This window comes from Gimesia alba (assembly GCF_007744675.1).
GTDB lineage: Bacteria > Planctomycetota > Planctomycetia > Planctomycetales > Planctomycetaceae > Gimesia > Gimesia alba.
In genome coordinates this window covers 3,451,411-3,471,144 of the sequence record NZ_CP036269.1, presented here as the reverse complement: position 1 = coordinate 3,471,144, position 19,734 = coordinate 3,451,411, and the positions used below count along the sequence as shown (strand labels likewise).

Here is a 19,734-nt window from a genome sequence, read left to right as displayed (position 1 = left end):
CGCACATCGTTCAATTGCCCGTTCCCGCCCGAACGCGATTAACCAGTTGGACCAGCAATTCAGTCGTCCATTCCTGCTCTGCGGGAATGGCGACTGCTTCTGACTGCTCGGCTGCTGTCAAGGGTTCAACCTCTGCCAGCTGATGTGCTAAAACTTCGGTCGTCGCATCTGAAGGGTCGCCGCCGGCAGCCTCGCGCGCCGCAATTCGTGATTCCAAAACCTTGCGGTCGGCCGAAAAGTACAACAACAGAAAAGGAACGTTCATACTTTCAGCCAGTTTCCGAAACAGGCTGCGTTGCCAGGCTTTGAGCGTGGTCGCGTCAACAATCACATTCCAGCCTGCCTCTAAAATGGCTTGCGCAAGATCAGATAATCGTTGATAGGTTTTATCGGTAGTCTCCCGTGAATATAATTCGGCGTCTGCCAACTGCAACTCTGTCTGCAGCCGTTTGCGTTCCGTATCTGAACGAACCCGAATCGCATTCATCCCTTCCAGCAGCAGGCCGCTCCCATACGACTTCCCGCTCCCTGATACACCGTGTGTCAACATCAGTACGGGTTCTGTCGGCATTACATATTTCTTGGCCAGTTCCAGATACGACCAGAACTCCTCGCGAATTTCCGCCTCTTCCGCTTCCGATAAATGATGCTGGCTTAACCGCAACGCAGCGACCTTGGCACGCACCATCGCCCGGTAGGACAAGTAAAACCGCAACAAAGGAACGCCGGCATAATCGCCCGTCAGTTCCAGATAGCGATTCAGGAATCGCATGGCATAGTCTGCGTGCCCCCGATCTTCCAGGTCCATTACCAAAAAAGCGACTTCGCTCATCACATCTACCCAGCGTAAGGCAGCATTAAACTCCAGGCAGTCAAACAGAGTCACTCCCGTATCGCTCAGAATCATGTTATTCAGATGCATATCACCATGACACTCGCGAATAAACCCCTCTGACTTGCGTTGTGTCAATAACGACTGATGCGAATCGTACCAGCGTTCGTTTTCAGTTCGAATCAATGCGACCATTTCCTGAACCGCAGCATCAGTCGAAAACAACTCGCTCAGATGACGAAAGTTTTCTTCCACCGGCGCCATGATTTTTTCCGGCCTGCCATACTCCAAATCGTCACCGGCAATGTCGATTTTCGTATGAAACTCAGCCACTTCCTGCGCCAGCAAATCAATGTGCGCCGTAGTCAGAGTGCCTTGTTCAATCGCATGGCTCAGCAGATTCTCCTGAGAAAACTGAACCATTTGCACCGCATAATCAATCACTTCGCCGGCTCCATCCAATTCAGGGGCGGCTTCGGTTCCCGTTATGGGAATGACTTTCAGATAAAGATCCGGTGCCAACCTGCGATTCAGACGGACTTCTTCCTCGCAGTACTTCTTACGCAATTCTAGCGTGGAAAAATTGACGAAGCCCAGATCGACATGTTTCTTCAGTTTATACGCGTAAGAGCCTGTCAGCAGCACCCAGGAAATATGCGTCTCCAGCACCTGAAATTCATCAACGGGATGATCAAAAAGGGATTTTTTCTGTAGCGATTCAATCAACATGCTGCTTCTTCCATGCTCCTGCTGCGTTGAAGATGATTCTCGACAAGGCTGTATTATAACAGAATCGAAGCAGGGCGCAGAGCGTAGAAGCAGTCTCATCCCGGTTTTTGGGCGATCAGAATGTAGTACGGAACCTTACAGAACGGCACGTAGGGGAGACTCCCCTGATTTTCTTTCAGCGAGATCATCTCAAACCGATCCAACAGGTAAGGCAAATGATCGGGATTGAGAAAGACGTTATCGCCGGCAAACCAGGTCGGCCAGAAATGGCGCTGAAACCAGGAGTGTGACTTTCGATTGACCTGGGGATATTTCCTTGATACGTAAAAATCAACAATTCCCAACATTCCTCCCGGACGCAACAAATCCCAGGCATGATTCACCGCTTGAAACCAATCAGGAATCATCGTCAGAGAATAAGAAAACGTGACCAGATCTACTTCAGATTCTGGTGGCGCAAATCGAGTCGCATCGTCGCAGACCGCTTTTACGTTTCCCCAGCCTCGATCCGCAATTCGTTGCTCACAGACATCAAGCAGAGGCTGGCACAAATCGACCAGATATGCACGTTGAAACTGAGCAAGCCGCTCTCCCCATAATTCTGCGTTCTCACCTGTTCCCGCTCCCAGATCTACCCAGACGCCATCTTTGGCTACGGGCAAACTCTCAAACAATTCACAGCGCCCATGTAATAAGCGTTTGCGGAACTGGTCGTAACCGGCAGCCTGTCCGCCATAAAACGAATTAAGCCGTTCGGCGTGTGTTTGACCGTCAATGCGGGAAACCAACAGATGCCACAACGTTTTAAATTCACTTAACCGCACACTCAGATTGCTCATTTCGTCCTGCTTTCAGAAAAACGGTTTGAAGGGCGCTGCATACTCTCCGTTACACCAGCAGATCTGCAATATAGAAACTGCCGTAGGTATTCACGCGGTCCTGCTCATGCAGCTCCGAGGCAAGTTGGCTCTGGTAGTTCAGTAGTTCGCCTACCTCACGTTCCCGTCCTGCAGACTGCACCTTCAAAGGATCAATGAAATCGACTTCCATCCCAGCACTACGCCAGATAATCCGGGTCTGCTCGGCAGCGCGATCCAGAATCGCCTGCCATTCACTCTGCAGCATTTTAGGCTGTGCACCAGCCATCCAGTCCATATGGTCTAACAGCACATAGCGGGAAATCGTCCCCTGATGCTGCTTCAAAAACCCTTCCACGGTATTCGTATTCACGGTGACCCGATCAATCAACCCCGCTTTGAGTCGCTCAAAATTCTCCGGTTTGAGATATTCGGGACAACAATTCGGCTCATAACTTCCCGTCAGATAGACACGCCAAAAATAGTTATCTTGCAGAGAACGGCTGGTGAAAACCGTCTCAATCCGATCAATCACAAACTGCACAATTCCGCCAGGATAACATTGATCAATCTGCGTCCGTTGAGGGCGGGGCACTCCCAGCATGGAGAGTGTCAGATCCCGTCCCATGCTCCATTTAATCATCCGGGTCCACAATAAATCATTCAATTGGCGAGACTGATAAATGCTGTTTTGCTCCGTCACATCCCGGGCCGCTAATAAAGAATTGATATCATCTCGAATCTTGGCTACCCGATCGATATAACAGTTCACAAACCAGGCAAACAGTCCCGATGAACCACGGAAGTAAAAACTGGAGCGTTTCCCTTCACAAGAAAAGAATTTCCCGTGACGGTCCCAGTATTTGCGGGCAGTAATTGAAAGATCATTACGCAACTTCTGTAGGTACAGATCTTCCCAGTTCCTGGATTGCCCCCGGCCAAACAAATCAAAAAATGCTTCGTAATCCAGATTGCGGATCGCCGACAGCTTTAGTTCCAGAAGGGCATTTTGCTTGGGATTCATATCGACCGCATGCACCCGTCGTGGCTCATCCAGCAGATAGTCCAGTGCATTACACCCCGCAGAAGTAATCACCAGAACCTCATCTTCTGGACCGATTTCCAAAGCCCGTCGATCAAGGCGGGGGTCTTCCCAGCAGGTGTTGTAAACGAGATTGCCCTGATGAACCCACTGAAAACTCTTACGGCTGATCCGTTCTGAAATCATGAATTTTGCTCCCACAAATTGATCAAATGAAGGTTGATTAACGGCGAATCAACCGTAAAGGGTGACATCGTTTTAGAAATCGGTTTATTAAACTTGGCATCTCTGTTTTCGAATAATCCTGCTGTGCATTACGATTCACGACAGTCTGTGCCGGTAAAGCTGCCTTTTGAGTAGGGGCAATTTCCTGATCGAAAAATACAATCTCCATTGCACCATCGCTGTATTCAATCAGTGCGCTGCAGTGCTCCACCCAGTCACCGGTGTTGCAGTAATCGATTCCGTCAATCTCAAGAATATTGGGAGCGTGAATATGACCGCAGATGATCCCTTCACAGAGTCGTTTGCGGGCGTGACTGGCCAGTTTCTGTTCATAATCACTGATAAATCGCATCAGGTGTTTCACTTGAGATTTGACTGCCGAAGAAAGAGCAAACTTTGACTGCCCCTTGCGTTTCAACAGACGATTAAACAGACTGTTCGCCGTCAGCAGAACGTCATAAGCAAAAGACCCCAGAACCGAAAGCCACTGCGCACCGGTTTCAAACTTATCAAACTGATCGCCGTGGATGATCAGAAAACGTCGCCCGTCCGCAGTGATATGGACGAATTCATCGGAGAGCGTGACAAAACCAAAACGTTTGCCAAAATCACGTAGAAAATTATCGTGATTACCCGGAGTGTAAAAGACTTCTGTCCCTTGTGCACTTAAAGCTTCTACCCGGTCCAGAATCGCATTATAACTTTGCGGCCAGCGCCACTTCTTGCGTAGCTTCCAGCCATCAATCAGATCGCCCACCAGATACAGGGATTCTGGATCATGCGAGTTCAGAAACTCCAGAAATTCGTCCGCCCGTGAGTGCATGCATCCCAAATGCACATCGCTGACAAAAATGGAACGAATCGAGCGACACGCCGCTGTGGCTATGGGTTCCTCGGACACGATCATATCATCCTCCTTAATGACATTGCTCCGCGAAAACGCTTGTCCGCTTCTCTGATGACACAGCTCTGACTGTGGACTCTTCTTATTTTTTCTCTGTTCATTCTGGCGGGGATGATACCAGCCAATTATTCGTTGATGATGAATGCTAAGTTAAGGTCTTGAGAATTCACAAAAGCAGCAATCCCCCGCTAATTAAAGATCCGGTTAAGGTTAGGAAATCAATCCGTGAAGAGCCTCTTCCTAAGAGGCCTGCCTTCTCATCTCACATGGAACTATTTATGATTCAGACTTTACTGGCTTCCCTTTTCCTGATAACGACGGCAGGCGATCTTCATGTATGATTTAACACCTTTGAATATTGCATTGGCGACACTGCTCGTTTTGGTCAACGGCATCATCTCCATCTGGCTCAAGCTAAACATGGAAAAACGCCTGCTGCTGGCTGCCTTGCGTACTGTGGTGCAATTGCTGTTGATCGGTCTGATCCTGGAGTGGATTTTCGAACTCTCCTGGTGGTCGGTGATCCTGCTCCTGATGTTCACGATGACTCTCATCGCCAGCCTGACCGCCGTGCAACGTTCGCAACGTCGTTTCCCTGGCATCTGGCTGAATAGCATGGTGGCAGTCTTCGTCAGTTCCTGGCTGGTCACCGGTTTCGCATTAACGGTGATTATTCCGCCGCAAAACTGGTCGAAAAACCCGGCTCAATACCTGATCCCACTACTCGGTATGATTCTGGGAAACACGTTGAATGGAATTTCGCTCGGCTTGGATCGGCTCAGCGAAGAACTCGTTTTGCGCAGAGCAGAAGTGGAACTCAAACTCACATTGGGTGCCACTCGAAATGAAGCAGCTCGGGAAGCTTTGCAAAACGCCGTTCGCTCAGGCATGACGCCGATTATCAATTCGATGATGGTCGTCGGTCTGGTTTCACTGCCCGGGTTAATGACCGGACAAATCCTGGCCGGTGCCAGTCCACTGGAATCTGTAAAGTATCAAATCGTGATCATGTTCCTGATCGCCTCGGGAACCGCATTGGGGACAGTGATGTCAGTACTATTGGGCTATCGCCGACTGTTCAATTCGAAACACCAGTTCCTCTTTGAGCAGATCAGAAAAGTCGGGTAGGGTAGAATTAACACAAGCAGACGTTATTCAAAAGTCAGTTTTTCAAACAGAGCTTTTAAGACCGACTCCGGGTAGAGCACAAACGACATTTCCCGGCTTTGAATCACCGCGTTCGCATCCATCTGCTGTCGCACACTCACCAGTTCTTCGTTAATCTGCTCCCGCAGTTTCGTTGTTAACCCCGCTAGCTCTGCATCAATCTGTCGCAGTTCACGAAATCGCTGCCGGTTAACACGACGGCGTTCTGCCTGGTCTCCGGATCCCTCTTGCTCGCTGGCAGCTTGTTGCTCACGAATTAATGCCTGCTTGCGGTCTAACAGAGGCGCCGCTTCTGACAGTTGGTTGCTCGTCAAATGACGATCCGAATTGAAATCCAGATCGCGTAAAATATTTTTCAGGCAAGTTTCGTCGCATTGCTGCACATCGTATGGTTCGCAGAATGGCAAAAACTTGGTCGCAGACAGCGTCAGATAACGGGGGGGCGTCAGGTGAAAAAACCGAGTAAAGATCCGGTCCGTCATTTCATCATACTTGGCACCGCCGATTCCATGCACGAACAGATCCCCTAGAAACAGACGGGCAAACAGTGTCGTCGTCAAGGCCCGTGTGCGCAACCGAATTCCCTGGGATGGTAATTGCTTCAGAACTTCAATTGCCGCAGATAAATCGCAGTTTTCCTGCATCGGAAGCGTCACGATTTCATTCGTTCCGTCGGAAAGCAGGACCTTGTCCTGATTGCGTTTCACGAACAGCTGGTGTCGACGACTCTCGCCCGCGTGCCAGATCCAGAACGGAGATTCAATCCAGCCATCTTGCTCCGACAGTTCCGGAACCGGGTGCGTTTTACTCCGCACGCGATTCACTTTACGGTATTCACCCAACACTTCATTATGTGTGGCACGAAACGACTCTGCAAACTTGAATAGATAGCAGGCGAACCATAGGAACGGGCTCGTCGTACACAACCGACTGATAGGGAGTTCCAGATTCTCAACACCCCAGCGTTGTTCTTGTGCATGCCGGGCGGCCGTCAAACAATCCGCTAACCGGTCGGAAACATTCAACTGTTTCATCGCCGCAGGCCAGATTTCGTGCAATAGCGGAGCAGACAAATCAGGCCACTGCTGGAGAGCCGCTTCCACCCGGTCGGAAAAGGAGCAAAAAAGCTCCCGGTTTTGCACTGTTGTTTCTTCCCACGGCTTGGGCGAAATTGCTTCATCGAACGCGATATCAGTAAAAGAGGGAGCAGAGCGAGTTCCCTGGGGAACGCGAATCGAAGTTGAACTCACCAGATCATTATCAACAATCAGGTTCAAACTCAGCCCAGACGTTTGACGGGCTACTTTACCTATTAAAAGATTCTTCACCCACACGCCCGGATGGTACAGCGCCGGCTGGTGTCCCGTAATCAGTAAGAGACGCTCGTTGAGATCTTCAGGAAGCTCAACAGAGTTTCCTGTCAATTCCGCCGTATACCGGGCGGCCTCTTCCAGCACACTGCGGCGTGCCCACTCTCGCAGGCTGGAGATAATTTTTCCGCTTCGGTCCCGGGAACAGGCAGCAAACATCCGCCGGTTTTCTTCAGCGTCGCTGATAATCTGACTTAGCTCAGGGCGGGAGAAGATGGCGTCATCGTAGCGTGGTACCCGCAAATCCTGCTTGACCCACAACGGCTCCGGAACGGATTCCGTACTGGAATCAAATCGAGAATCAGGATTCTGACAGGGAAAAGGAGTCACTGAAGACATTTCAATGCTTTAATGGTGTGCTGAAAGTGATCAAAATCATTTGCCGTCTGACGAAGCAATTCACCAGACATAAATACGACGCGGCGAGCACTCTAGATCGCATCACATTTTACCATAGCCTGTCTCAATCTAATATACTCGGTCCAAATGACCTTGGAGACGCTAGAATAAAACTGGACACAGTCTAGTTTGACTAGTCTCCTGCTAAATGTCGAGTCTTTTTGAATTGAATTCAAATGGAAAGGCACTGATGCAGCCGATTCAGGCCAGTTGTGCAAAACCACTCACAATTCACTCGCAGTAAGAATCGGTACGATCGTTACAACACTCAGACGCACAGCAGGTTAATCCCGCTGCCTGCATCTCGCGGTCGAGCACTTCATCGTAATAGGCTTTTCGTTTGATCGCATCATCCAGTGAACCACCGAAGCTGCGTTCTTCCTCGAGATACACCAGAGGAACCGGGAACTCGACAATCTTCATTCCCTGTGCGGCTGCCTGCACCCATAGCTGGAGCGGCATCGCGTACCCCAGATCGGTCACGTTAAATTTCGACAGACACTCGGTCCGATAAGCTTTCAAACCACAAAAGGCATCCGTAATTTGAAATCCCAACTGCTCATTGATCCGCCGTGTGACCGCCACATTGATCTGGCGACGATCTTCCGGGGGAATACTGGCACCATCATAACTTTTCAGATAGCGGCTTCCCGAAAGAATATCGATCTCAGCATCTTCACGCATCTGCTGAACTAATTCTGGCAGTAAAGCAGGCTCGTGCTGTCCGTCACAATCGATGGTGATCAGTACGTCATATTCATCCTGGTGTGCTACAGCAAAATCAAACGCACTTTTGAGAGCAGCTCCATACCCCCGATTCTCCGGATGAGTGATGACTTTGACTCCCGATAGTGCTTCCAGCAATTCCGGAGTCTGATCAGAAGAACCGTCATCGATCACCAGAATTTCTTCGGCATACTTTCGGACTTCGGTCAAAACTTCGATGACATGTCGTTCTTCGTTGAAAACCGGCAAAGCGATTAATGCTTTCCTGCTCATAAACAGATCCTTTGAAAATCTGGAGTCTTCTATCGGATTTTTTCAGCACAGTTCCATTTTAGAACGCACTACCTCTGGGTCAACTATCTCGCCCCTTCTAAGACATCGAGAGCGGGAACAATGTGAAAACTTCTCCGCCGGTTGGTTGTGAGAATGCATAAATCTTCTACAATAACGACAGTGGATGTATTTGCACAGAAATTGGTTTCGTCCCCATTCCAATGAGTTCGACACACCAGGCAATATACGGAAAGTCACCAACCCTCAGACTATTTAGACGGAAACAAAGGAGTTAATCACATGGCTTATACGCTTCCCGAGCTACCTTATGCTTATGATGCGCTGGAACCCCACATTGATGCACGCACCATGGAAATTCACCACACTAAGCACCATCAGGCCTATATTTCCAAGGCCAACGCCGCTTTGGAAGGTCACGACGACTTGGCTGCCAAGTCCATTGAAGACCTGGTCAGCGACCTGAGTGCCGTTCCGGAATCGATTCGGGGTGCCATCAGAAATAATGGTGGCGGACATGCCAACCACAGCCTGTTCTGGACAGTCATGTCTCCCAATGGCGGTGGAAACCCCAGTGGTGCGCTTGGTGATGACATTAACTCCACTTTTGGTAGCTATGACGCTTTCAAAGAACAGTTTTCCAATGCTGCTGCCACCCGTTTTGGAAGTGGCTGGGCCTGGTTGTCCGTCGATGGAGGCAAACTCGTCGTTGAAAGTACGCCTAACCAGGACACTCCGCTCTCTGAAGGTCGTACTCCCATTCTGGGACTCGATGTCTGGGAACACGCATACTACCTAAACTACCAGAACAAGCGTCCTGACTACATCTCAGCATTCTATAATGTGATCAACTGGGAAGAAGTCGCGAAACGTTACGCTGCAGCCAAAGGGTAATTGACGTATTTTAATCGATAATCAACCCCTAAATTGCCGATAATATGAAAGCGGCCTTCATGTCTTTGGAGGCCGCTTTTGGGTTTTAGGGGAATTTCATGTCAAATCGCGGCAGTTTCTTAGTAGCCATCTTGCTCTGCTTTGCTTGTACGCAGGCCGGCTGCCGAACCATTCCCGATTATCATCAGCCAGCTGGCTTCAGTAGCACCTATCACCAGGCGATTTATCCCGAAACTGCAATTGCGTCACTCTCAGATGGTGCAACTAAGGGAGGCCCCAAAGACCAGGGGGTCTTTTATCCCACCGATGTTAAGGTCAAACAGCCAAAGTACCATGCTCCCCTGGCTGAAATTAGAGGCCTCATCACCGACGAAGAGCTGAAAAACGAACAACGTAAGCTGCAATTCGATAGCTTAAGACGGGCTGACGACTACATAAATGACGAACAGATCTACGACCAAAACTTCCCAGCTCCAACCGCCTGGTAGCAGTTCAATACACGACGCAAGCGTGATTTGCCGTTGTAAAGATTACATAATCCCAAAAACTGAATTTCAGTTACGGATTCTGCTTTTGACAGGAAAATTGTTACGAGCTATCTTCCCGCTCTGCCTTAATGAAGATTTGGCTGTGATGAAATCTTCATAGAATACCGTGGTTATGGGAAGGACCCCAAAAGTGGTGAATGGTCAGCATGTTGTCGTCTTTGACGGTCTGAATGAAACAGAAGAAGTACTCAAAGCAGTATTAGAACCCCAGGGATGCCGGGTCAACCGAATTCGACAGCAGCATTCTGATTGCCTCAGCACCCAGAATGAAGTTCCCAGTATTGTGGTTGTCCACGATGATGACGCCAATCAGTTCGCTGCCAGTCAACCAGGCTGGAACCAAGTCCCCAAAGTTATCATTGGTTCAGTACGCAAAGCACACACAGCAAAACAAAATCAATCAACCCGCTTTCTCGTTCAGCCTTTTCAATATGCAGAATTGATCGATTCGATTGAAACCCTCTTAAATCAGCCTGAGTCAACCCAGTCACAATCTGGAATTTCTCCGATCAGATAATCCCTCAAACTGAAGCTGGGATTTGAACAGGGCTCCCCATTGGGATATGATTCTAAACAGGGGATAAGCAATCCAGACTGAATCACATCGAACAGGAGTGATATGCTGGGAAGTTTGCCTGTCTCGCTTGAGATCAGTAGACAGCAACTTACTTTTTGCGAACAGGGTGACTCAAAGCAGAACTGAGCCAGTTCAAATCTGCTGACACCAAATGTGAAGCATAGCACACGAAGCGTATTCGTCTGACAACACCATCATGCGCGGCAGGCCCAGTTAACGACTGGTAAGAAACAATGAAAAGGTTGATACGGAACGACGGGACCAAAGCGACTCTGCTGGTTATCCAGGGCGTTGATTTGGGAACTCGATTTAAACTCGGCACCGAGCCTGCGGGAGTAGGGCGGGGTGTTCGAAATGAGATCCGCATCCTGGATACGGAAGCCTCGCGGCAGCATGCTGTGATTTCTTACAAAAACGGCGGCTATGTCATCGCCGACCAGAACAGCTCCAACGGCACTCTGGTCAACGGGACGCAGATTCAGTTGGCGAAACTCAGTAACGGCGATCACATTCAAATCGGCCGTAGTCTGTTACTGTTTTCAAGTCAGGCGATTGATGAGGATTCCCGCTACATGGCGGAAAAAATTGATCTCATCAGCAACGAAGATTCCAATCACTCCAGTATTACACATGAAGTCAATCATCATTTTGATTCTGTCATTCTGGATACCGCCGAAGTCACAGGCGCTGTCCAGCAGCAGGCAATACAAAATGACCTGCAGGCGCTCTATCGAGTCGCTGAAGCCTCGGTCAGCCCGACCATCTCACAGGAAGAATTGCTCAAGCGGATTCTTGACCTCACGATTAACACGGTTGGAGCAGACCGGGGTTGTATGTTGATCACAGACCCGCAATCAGGCGAAGTTCTGCCTCAGATCTATAGCAGCAGGGATAAACAAAAAACCGGTCCACGCATGCCGGTCTCGCATAGCATCGTGGACTATGTACTCAACAAAAAACAAGGTGTTCGCACATCGGATGCCCGGCGTGATCAGCGTTTTGAAGGAGGCGGCAGTATCCTCCAGGCTGGTATCCGCGAAGCCATGTGTGTTCCTATGCAGGGTCGTCACGAACTGATGGGCGTCATCTATGTCGATACGACGACTGCTCATCCGGAAATTTTGCTCAAAAATGGCTCCGTTGAAAAATTCAGCGAAGAACACCTCAGACTGCTGGTAGCAATCGGACGCCAGTCCGCATTGGCGATCGAAAATTATCGATTTCAAAACGCCATGCTGAAAGCAGAACGCTTCGCAGCAATGGGACAAACTATCGCCACCTTGAGCCATCACATTAAAAATATTCTGCAGGGAGTGCGGGGCGGCAGCTACCTCATAGATATGGGGCTGAATAAATCAGAAGAGGAACTCGTCCGCAAAGGCTGGAATATCGTTGAAAAGAATCAGAACAAAATCTATCACCTGGTGATGGACATGCTCACCTTCAGTACCGAGCGAAAACCAGCATTGGAACCGGGATCGATTAATACCCCGGTCAAAGACATTGTGGAATTAATGCAGGCACGTGCTGAGGAGTGTGGCGTTCAACTGAAATGCGAACCTTCAGAAGACCTGCCGGAATCGGTCTTTGATCATGAAGGCATTCACAGAGCAATTCTGAATATTGTGATTAATGCCATTGATGCCGTGGAAGGCTCAGAGCAGGGGATTGTACTCCTTGAAACCAAATACTTAGCCAAACCAGATCAAATATTAATCATGGTCTCCGATAATGGCCCTGGGATTCCACAAGATCAAATCAGTAAGATTTTCAACCTATTCGAATCAACCAAAGGCGCACGGGGAACGGGAATCGGTCTGGCCGTCAGTCAAAAAATCATTCGAGAGCATGGGGGCGAAATCAATATCGAAAGTGAAGCCGGGAAAGGCTCGCGATTCACACTTTCGATTCCGCGTCTGGATGAAGATCATCCGCCCGAACCAGCCTCATAAACTAATGTTTCAGCATTCCCTTAGAAAGCACGATTGATTCGCGATCGTTTCCCAGGGCTTTGGTTTCCCCCCTGAATCATTGTCTGTAGCTCAGCAGGATCAGCGCCCAGCGGTTCTTTTAAATCGGACCAACTGGCGGCCTTGCAGGTCGGCAATAATTGAAAGTGGACCGGTTCGATTTTTACCAAAGGGGGCAATTTCTGTTCCTGCAAGATGATGCCACCCCGGATTGACAAAGCATGCTGATCGGCCTCATCACCAAACAGACGTCTCAATTCACTGGAAAATTCCGCTTGCGATTTTTGAGTGCCTACCCCGTCCTGGACATGAAGACGCTCCACCATGAAGCCATTGGAATTCCCCCACCATTGAATTTTCTGATCATCCTTGATCCCTTGTGGAATTGAAAATAAATGAGCCGTTTTCGAAAAATCAGAACGGGCTGCAGAAGTCGCAGGGGCAGGCAGGAACAGTGATTCATTGGCAAATACCCGAGCAGCAGCATTGCCGCCTTTCGTACCATTGGGGACTTGCTGGAAGTCAAATACAGTTTCCCCAGGTGCCAACGTGCTTTGACTCAGAGAAATCTGTAGCGTTGCAGAGGCAGAAGCCTGTGCATTCAATGCAAAGATATCTTTCTGACTCATGAGCAGACTATTCCGAACCTCAAGATTCAGCCGCGGCGTACGCGATTCAATAATCGTTCCCGAAGCGGACAGAAAAGAATCAGTCATGAGCACCTGATTCGATTTCCCGCTTGTGGAAGGTTCAACATAGACAACAGACTGAAAACGTCTGTCGTTGATCAGCACCGCACGCAGAGCACACTGATCTAACGCAAGTTGACTGTCCTGGCAAACCAGAAAATGCTTGGGAACCACTCCTTTTCGTTCCATAGAAATCCGAAAGTTGCCGCCCTGCATCTCCAAAGTCGAATTCTTCAGCGAGATAAACGAGGATATACCCGCTGTCTTTGAGTCGCGTGGACGTTTTTTGGCAGCAGAAGGCAACAGTCGCAGTTCCACCACCAGAGGAGTCCCCGCAGTTTGCTGAAACTGGAGACGAACCTGCTTGTTTTCCAGACTGATCGGAGAAGTATAACAGACACCCTGACCACCGACTTTGACATTCGTTGGACCTGAAATAGCAGGACTCTTGAGAAATTCGCTCAGATTTCCCTTGGTCATGTCAAACGAAACCGTCTTCGCTTTCGCAAACACCTTCTGAATAGCCGGTTCGATCTGTGGTTTATTCAAATTCGCATTCAGGCGTTTCAGCTGCCCGTCAGAAAGAGCCTGCAACGCAGCGGGATCACAGCCGGCAATCACACCCCCTTCGGAAATGGCGTAGACGGCTTTCTGTTTTGAAAAATTCAACAGAGGTTTCACAAAAGCAGGAGCCTGAAGCTTACTGAATTCGGCAGGCAGATCAGGATTGAACGCCTCTGCCGCTAATATCTTGCCCCAGCTTTGCTGCCAGGTACGATGAGAGTCGATTTGAAACACATTCTTCGCGTTGCCGGGCTCGGTAGAACGCAGATAACAAGGCCAGCCCCAGAACAGGGAACTCTCCACCTGCAGTTCCAAATCATTAAACCGGCTCTGACTCTGTTTCCGCAATTTGTCCTGAGGCCAGTCTTTCAGCGAGATTGCCGCGGACTGTTTTTCGGACGGATTGCCAATCAAAACCGAGTTCACAACAACAATCTCAGTTTGAGGTTTCACAGTCTCAGACTGATCCGACGGTTTTAACTTTTTTAGTTCCGTCGACCCATCCAGCTCTAAGATCGATCGATCAGAGAGCAGGGTACTGGAAAAGATTCTCGCCGTCCGAGGCAGTTTCCGCTCCTGCAAAATGGCGCGATATTTTGTGTTGGTGTCCAGACTTTCCAGTTCCAGACATGGCGCTCCCTTTGTGGAAATAAAGCAATTGGAAACCAGAACATCCGCATAAAGCTGATCAATGCGAATCGTCTGCAGCTGATTACCTGTCACAACCGAGTTCTCTAAAAGTACCCGTGTCTCACCTTCAGGTCGCAGTGCTGTTGTGCGCGGATCTCCAGTGGAATTAATTAATCGAACCACTCGTTTGCCTGTCCCCGTGAGTGAGAAGGAGCAGTCTTGGAAAGTCAGGTCACTTTGCTTTATACCAAATACATTACAAACTCCAGTGCCGGGAAGCTGCGAAGCATCGCACAAAAAATGAACTCCCTGCAACCGCAGGACACCTGATGAAAACGAAAGCAGATCGGTGTCAGGCTGACTGGCTTTCAGATCGCCTGCTTGAAGCAATACAACCGGGGACTGTTCAGAATCCCCCATGATAATGAGTTGAGAGACCCCCTGTAATCGATGTGGCTTGAGTTGAAACGGTCCCTGACCGTACAAACGAATGACAGCACCACTGGTAGTCACCGCTTCGACTGCTTCATCAAGACTACCAAAAACACCGGGATCAGTTGCACCGGTAGCAACCTTGAGTACCGGTAATTTCGGATCGATCGCATCTGCTTTCCCCCTTGCTAAATCAGAAAAGCCTGCCCCCCATTCCGGAAGATATTTTTTTTCCTTCCCGCGGACGGCCATGTTATGCCATGTTTTATTTGACTGTTTACTTTGATCGGAAGCTGCTTTGTCTCCCTCATCTTTCGCAACTTCAACCGTCGACTGTGAGTCGTCATTTTCCTCGGTCGCTGCCTGAGTCTCGTCTTCCTCCGGGGCCTCACCAGGAGCAGCCTGCTGACTGCTCTTCTGATTCTGTTCCGCTGTCGCGAACGGATTACTTCCCGGGCCCTGCGGGACCGGAGCGGAAGAACTCAGTGCGTTTATCCCCCACCAGATCAAAAGAATCAGCAGAATCACGGCTCCGGCCAACATGGCAATTTGCCGGTAATCAACCGCGATTTGACTATCGGAGCCTGTACTTTCGGCAGGTGGCGCTGGCGTTGGCTTATGAGATTTACGTTGCGGTCGACTTCGTGATGCAGATTCTTGCGGCGCTGCTTTGGAGCTGGAAGACCTTTTCTTAGGACGCTTTCGCTGCTCAGCAGGTGTGTCCGGCTTTCGAGCACGAGCAGACTGCCTGGTTTTCATGGCCGAGTCAGAAATGACCGAGCCTTCCTCTTCCATCTCCGGAGCAGGGCGGCGGGAGCGGGACGGCTTTTCTACATCATCAGACAGCGGTTCACTTCCTCTTGAGCTCTTTCGCTCCTTCGTTTTCTTGGATCGATCCCATTCCGGCATTGCTGCCTCTGATTCGACCTCTACTTCTCCCGCCAGTTGTTGCAGGTCAAAACTGGTACTGAGGCGGCTGCTCGATTCCTGCTCTTCCTCATCCTCGGTCTGACTGCTGAAATCAGGAATGAATTGATTGATTTGAAAATCGCTACTGTCCGCCGGCAGATTCGTATTAGGTTCGATTGCCGCGTGTTCGCCATCAGACTCGCTGGCTAAAGCTTCCAGAACATTATTATCGACATTAGATCGCTTCAAATTGGAATTTTTCAAGTCTTCCAATAACTCTTCAGGATCTTGATAACGCGCGTTCTGGGCTTTAGCCATCATCCGTTGAATGATCGCCACAATACCTTCCGGGACCCGATCATTCAGTTCACGTGGATCGGGCGGGGGAGTAGTGGCATGCGCCGCCAGCTTATTGGTCAAGCTGCCTTCGGAAAAAGGAGCGCGCCCCGTCAGCATGTGATACCAAGTACATCCCAGCGAATAAATATCGCTGCGAATGTCCGCGGCCTTGCTGTCACGTGCCTGTTCGGGAGCCATATAATCAACGGTTCCCACGGTCGTACCAGCACGGGTAATACTCGTCTCGGTATTATCATCAATCGAACGCGCTAACCCCAAGTCTGTCAGTTTCACAACCCCATCTTGTCGAATCAGGATGTTCGCCGGCTTGATATCTCTGTGTACAATTCCCTGCTGATAAGCATGCGCCAAGGCCTGGGTCACCTGGGTAATGATTTCCAGAGAACGACGCACCGGAATCCGATCTCGTTTATTGATCAGATTATGTAAGTCGGTTCCTTCGACATACTCCAAAGCGATATAAAGATAACCATCTTCTTCGCCGGCATCATAGACAGAGACAATGTTCTCATGTCGCAGGTGTGCAGCAGCCTGACCTTCGGCTTTAAAACGTTTAACGAGAACCGGGTTCTCAGCCTTATCTCGGGGCAAGATTTTTAATGCAGCCAGACGATTCAGCGTTGTATCGCGCGCCAGAAAAACGGCCCCCATTCCTCCTGCGCCAATTTCTTTCTCAATCTGATATTTGCCGAGAGATTCCATCTTGGGGACGCGCGCAGACTGGCGTTTTTTCTTTTCAGGAGTATTTTTATTCTGTTTGGCCATCGCCTACCCCGGAACTGTCTGAATCGACAAATTCGAAAAACGCCTTACTTTATGTGACCGCTTTTTTGATTTTTTTTAGAACTGATAATGAGTCACAAGATAACTGAAGATGCAAGACCTTATATCATAGGCAGTTGGAAGGGAAGAGTCAAAATAGAGTCTCACTCTTTTCTGCATTTCCAAGACAACAGAATCTGAACATTATGGACACAATTCACTTTCAGGTGCAACAAGGTCCGGAAATCAGTTCAAATCGCATCTGACCAGTCCAGGCATTGGACCAGCCCCGATTTCAACCCACAGATGCACCATTGTCCAAAAGGGTCACACGCCACTTCGATGGCTTCATCGGGAATCGCCCCTCCCCAAAGCAGCTTTCCCTCCTGATTTAACCAATACAGTTCCTGTTCAATGGTCGCAGTGACAATCCGATTTCCTTTAAAATCACAAGCGAGCACTTTGGGGGTCCCCTCAAAAACGAGCGTTCCCGCTGTGTCCCCTTCATGATCAAAAATCAAAATCCCATAGTTAAATCCTGCCAGAAAAATCCGCCGGCCATCCCCGGCCACTGCGATTCCGCCACAATTCGACCAGTGCTTCTCACTCCAGATACAATTTCCTTCCAGATCGTAGCAGTCGAGTAGTCCGTTTTCAGCAGCACCAATCAAACGCGGCTCACTGACCTGAAACTCCAGATAACTCAACGGACGCATCGGCTCAAAACTGGCCACTTTTCGTTTCTGCGAATCAATAATAATCGTCTTGCCACTGGCCAGGCTGACAGCGATATAATCGCCATAAGAATCCATCGTGATCGCCAGAGCTTCCACAGAAAAAGAAATGGCCCACAGCACATTCAAGTCACGATCAAAACAGCAGATATTATTATCAGCATAAATCGCGGCGCCCAGTTTTCCTCGATCACTCCAGTGAACCAGTTGCACTTCCTTGATGCCGCGATTTAAATGCAGAAACTGTCCTTGCCGATCCAATAAATAAAGGCCGCCCGAAATATCGGCGGCCAGTATTTCTCCGGTTTCACGTGCCAGATCCAGCGCAATCAAAGGAGCTTCTGTTGAGAATGACCACCGTAAACTGGGTGTCATTCCTTTTCCTTGTGTGAGCCAGGCGGCACGTTCATCCATCATGGTGCTACAGCGTATTGTCTTTGCAGAATTTGTAAGCCACGTTTGATATCAGAATCAGCTGCCAGCTTTTGTTCTTGTGACGCACCATACATGGCGGTCTGCAACTCATCTTTCTCAACCGTGATACTGGGTTTGATCCCAATCTTACCATAAGTGTTTCCCTGAGGCGAATAGAATTTCGCTGTTGTCAATCGTAATCCGGTTGAACCACGAATCGGGAAGATACTCTGCACCGACCATTTGCCGTAAGTTTTACGACCAATCACAGTCGCCCGACGATGATCAGTAAGGGCTCCTGCCACAATTTCACTGGCACTAGCACTGTTGCCATCCACCAGTAAAACCAATGGAATTTTCCAGGTACCAGGACGGTGAGCCGTATAGCTCCAGTTCTGATCTGCAACACGCCCCTTGGTCGAAACCAGCTTTCCTTCTTCCAGGAACCGGTCGAGAACTTCGACAGCCGCAGATAACAAACCACCCGGATTTCCACGAACATCCCAGATCAAAGACCGCATCCCTTGGCCGTGCAGCTTTCTCAAAGCAGCATCCAGTTCAGAAGCCGATGTTTTCTGGAATCCGGTCATTTTGATATAGCCAATTCCGTTTTCCTTATCGATCATTTTCACAACCGGAAAACTTTTCACCTGCACCGCTTTACGGGTGACTCGCGCTACGCGAGTCTTGCCGCTGTCCGGACTTTCCAGTTCCAGAACAACCAGACTTCCCGAAGTTCCACGCAGCAGGTTTGCTGCCTGGTCGGTCGTCATGTTTCGGCAGTCTTTCTGATCAATACTCACAATGTGATCGCCGGCCAGAACGCCCCCTTTTTCGGCGGGACTGTCCGGCAGCACATTGATTAACAGCATGCCTTCTCCGATTTCCGCCTTCATCTCGATACCGATCCCGACAAATTCCCCTTCGATATTGTCGTAAAGATCTCCCAAGCGATCAGGCGTCAGGAAACTGCTATAATCATCTAATGCGTTGCAGCCACCAAACATGTATTCGGAAATGACAGCTGTGTCTCGCAAACCCAGTTGACGGTAAGACAGATCACAAACCTCATTGATCAGCTGATGTGCCCCGTGATGACTGGAAATTGATTTATTCCAATAGTTCTCTCTCAAGATCCGTCGAACTTCGCGAATCTTTTCCGGAGGCACTCCGCGCAAATGCGCTTTAATAAACTGATCATTTGCCAGCGCCAGATACAGGCTCTCTGTACCATGGGCGACATAAGATGTCGTGCTCAAAGGATCGACGAAATGCGATTGAATTTTTGATAAAATTTCGTCAAACAGAATAAACGCTTCGCGGCGGGACTGTGACAAGAGAACCTTGGAAAAGCTCGAGTCCATATAACGACGGTCAATTCCAATATGAATCTTCGCCCGTCGCAGGCCGTATTTGATATTGTCGTTATCAGGCCACTCTTTCAAAGACTCTTCGTAATGCTCGATTGCCTTGATCCATTGCCGGGTTCGCTCATATTCTTCCCCTTTGGCTATCGCCTGGGTTTGAGTGACCGGAATGACAATTGGCAATGCACCGGGATCTGCATAGGCAACACTCGAACCGAGTGCCAGAGAACATCCCAGTAAATAAACCCACAAATGTTTCGACTGTAATCTCTTTAGAAGTAGCGTCTTGGTAGATGAAAACATAATTCCCCCTCTATACCAGTACGTTCTCCCGCTACTGAT

Annotated in this window: 14 protein-coding genes; 5 read left to right on the top strand and 9 right to left on the bottom strand. The window is 49.3% G+C overall.

The genetic code is table 11. The annotated features are described in order from the left end of the window. Window positions 1–10 precede the first annotated feature (10 nt). From Pan241w_RS12975 to Pan241w_RS12960, 4 genes are all read right to left on the bottom strand, one after another. On the bottom strand, window positions 11–1,561 hold the full coding sequence (locus Pan241w_RS12975) for a bifunctional aminoglycoside phosphotransferase/ATP-binding protein (RefSeq protein ID WP_198000501.1): 1,551 nt from the start codon (window positions 1,559–1,561) through the stop codon (window positions 11–13). Between the two features lie 95 nt (window positions 1,562–1,656). Next, window positions 1,657–2,400: a class I SAM-dependent methyltransferase gene (locus Pan241w_RS12970; RefSeq protein ID WP_145216187.1), complete on the bottom strand. Its 744-nt coding sequence runs from the start codon at window positions 2,398–2,400 to the stop codon at window positions 1,657–1,659. Window positions 2,401–2,449: 49 nt separating this feature from the next. Then, entirely contained in the window at window positions 2,450–3,646 is a 1,197-nt protein-coding gene (locus Pan241w_RS12965) for a DUF3419 family protein (RefSeq protein WP_145216184.1), read from the bottom strand. 37 nt (window positions 3,647–3,683) lie between these two features. Continuing rightward, the gene (locus tag Pan241w_RS12960) at window positions 3,684–4,592 is read right to left on the bottom strand and encodes a UDP-2,3-diacylglucosamine diphosphatase (protein ID WP_145216181.1); all 909 of its coding nucleotides are present in this window, start codon (window positions 4,590–4,592) and stop codon (window positions 3,684–3,686) included. 330 nt (window positions 4,593–4,922) lie between these two features. Between Pan241w_RS12960 and Pan241w_RS12955 the strand changes: the two genes are divergently transcribed. After that, window positions 4,923–5,717, top strand: a complete 795-nt coding sequence (locus Pan241w_RS12955; protein WP_145216178.1) for an ABC transporter permease — start codon at window positions 4,923–4,925, stop codon at window positions 5,715–5,717. A 23-nt stretch (window positions 5,718–5,740) separates the two neighbouring features. Here the strand turns inward: Pan241w_RS12955 and Pan241w_RS12950 are convergent, their stop codons facing one another. Both Pan241w_RS12950 and Pan241w_RS12945 read right to left on the bottom strand, forming a co-directional pair. Then, window positions 5,741–7,465: a hypothetical protein gene (locus tag Pan241w_RS12950; protein ID WP_145216175.1), complete on the bottom strand. Its 1,725-nt coding sequence runs from the start codon at window positions 7,463–7,465 to the stop codon at window positions 5,741–5,743. A gap of 291 nt (window positions 7,466–7,756) precedes the next feature. Then, entirely contained in the window at window positions 7,757–8,524 is a 768-nt protein-coding gene (locus tag Pan241w_RS12945; protein ID WP_145216172.1) for a glycosyltransferase family 2 protein, read from the bottom strand. A gap of 300 nt (window positions 8,525–8,824) precedes the next feature. Here Pan241w_RS12945 and Pan241w_RS12940 point away from each other — a divergent pair, with 300 nt between their 5' ends. From Pan241w_RS12940 to Pan241w_RS12925, 4 genes are all read left to right on the top strand, one after another. Continuing rightward, window positions 8,825–9,436 (top strand): superoxide dismutase, encoded by a 612-nt coding sequence (locus Pan241w_RS12940; RefSeq protein ID WP_145216169.1) that lies wholly within the window; start codon window positions 8,825–8,827, stop codon window positions 9,434–9,436. 98 nt (window positions 9,437–9,534) lie between these two features. Beyond that, window positions 9,535–9,924 carry a hypothetical protein gene (locus Pan241w_RS12935; RefSeq protein WP_145216166.1) on the top strand — a complete coding sequence of 130 codons (390 nt, stop codon included), beginning with the start codon at window positions 9,535–9,537 and terminating at the stop codon, window positions 9,922–9,924. Window positions 9,925–10,096: 172 nt separating this feature from the next. Beyond that, window positions 10,097–10,501: a hypothetical protein gene (locus Pan241w_RS12930; protein ID WP_145216163.1), complete on the top strand. Its 405-nt coding sequence runs from the start codon at window positions 10,097–10,099 to the stop codon at window positions 10,499–10,501. A 293-nt stretch (window positions 10,502–10,794) separates the two neighbouring features. Beyond that, window positions 10,795–12,513: an ATP-binding protein gene (locus Pan241w_RS12925; protein ID WP_145216160.1), complete on the top strand. Its 1,719-nt coding sequence runs from the start codon at window positions 10,795–10,797 to the stop codon at window positions 12,511–12,513. A 20-nt stretch (window positions 12,514–12,533) separates the two neighbouring features. On the opposite strand, the gene Pan241w_RS12920 is transcribed toward Pan241w_RS12925, so the two are convergent. The 3 genes from Pan241w_RS12920 to Pan241w_RS12910 form a co-directional block, all read right to left on the bottom strand. Further along, window positions 12,534–16,880, bottom strand: a complete 4,347-nt coding sequence (locus tag Pan241w_RS12920) for a serine/threonine protein kinase (RefSeq protein ID WP_145216157.1) — start codon at window positions 16,878–16,880, stop codon at window positions 12,534–12,536. A 248-nt stretch (window positions 16,881–17,128) separates the two neighbouring features. Beyond that, window positions 17,129–17,986: a hypothetical protein gene (locus tag Pan241w_RS12915; RefSeq protein ID WP_145216154.1), complete on the bottom strand. Its 858-nt coding sequence runs from the start codon at window positions 17,984–17,986 to the stop codon at window positions 17,129–17,131. Window positions 17,987–18,024: 38 nt separating this feature from the next. Continuing rightward, window positions 18,025–19,695 carry a S41 family peptidase gene (locus Pan241w_RS12910; protein ID WP_232107442.1) on the bottom strand — a complete coding sequence of 557 codons (1,671 nt, stop codon included), beginning with the start codon at window positions 19,693–19,695 and terminating at the stop codon, window positions 18,025–18,027. Window positions 19,696–19,734: the final 39 nt, after the last annotated feature.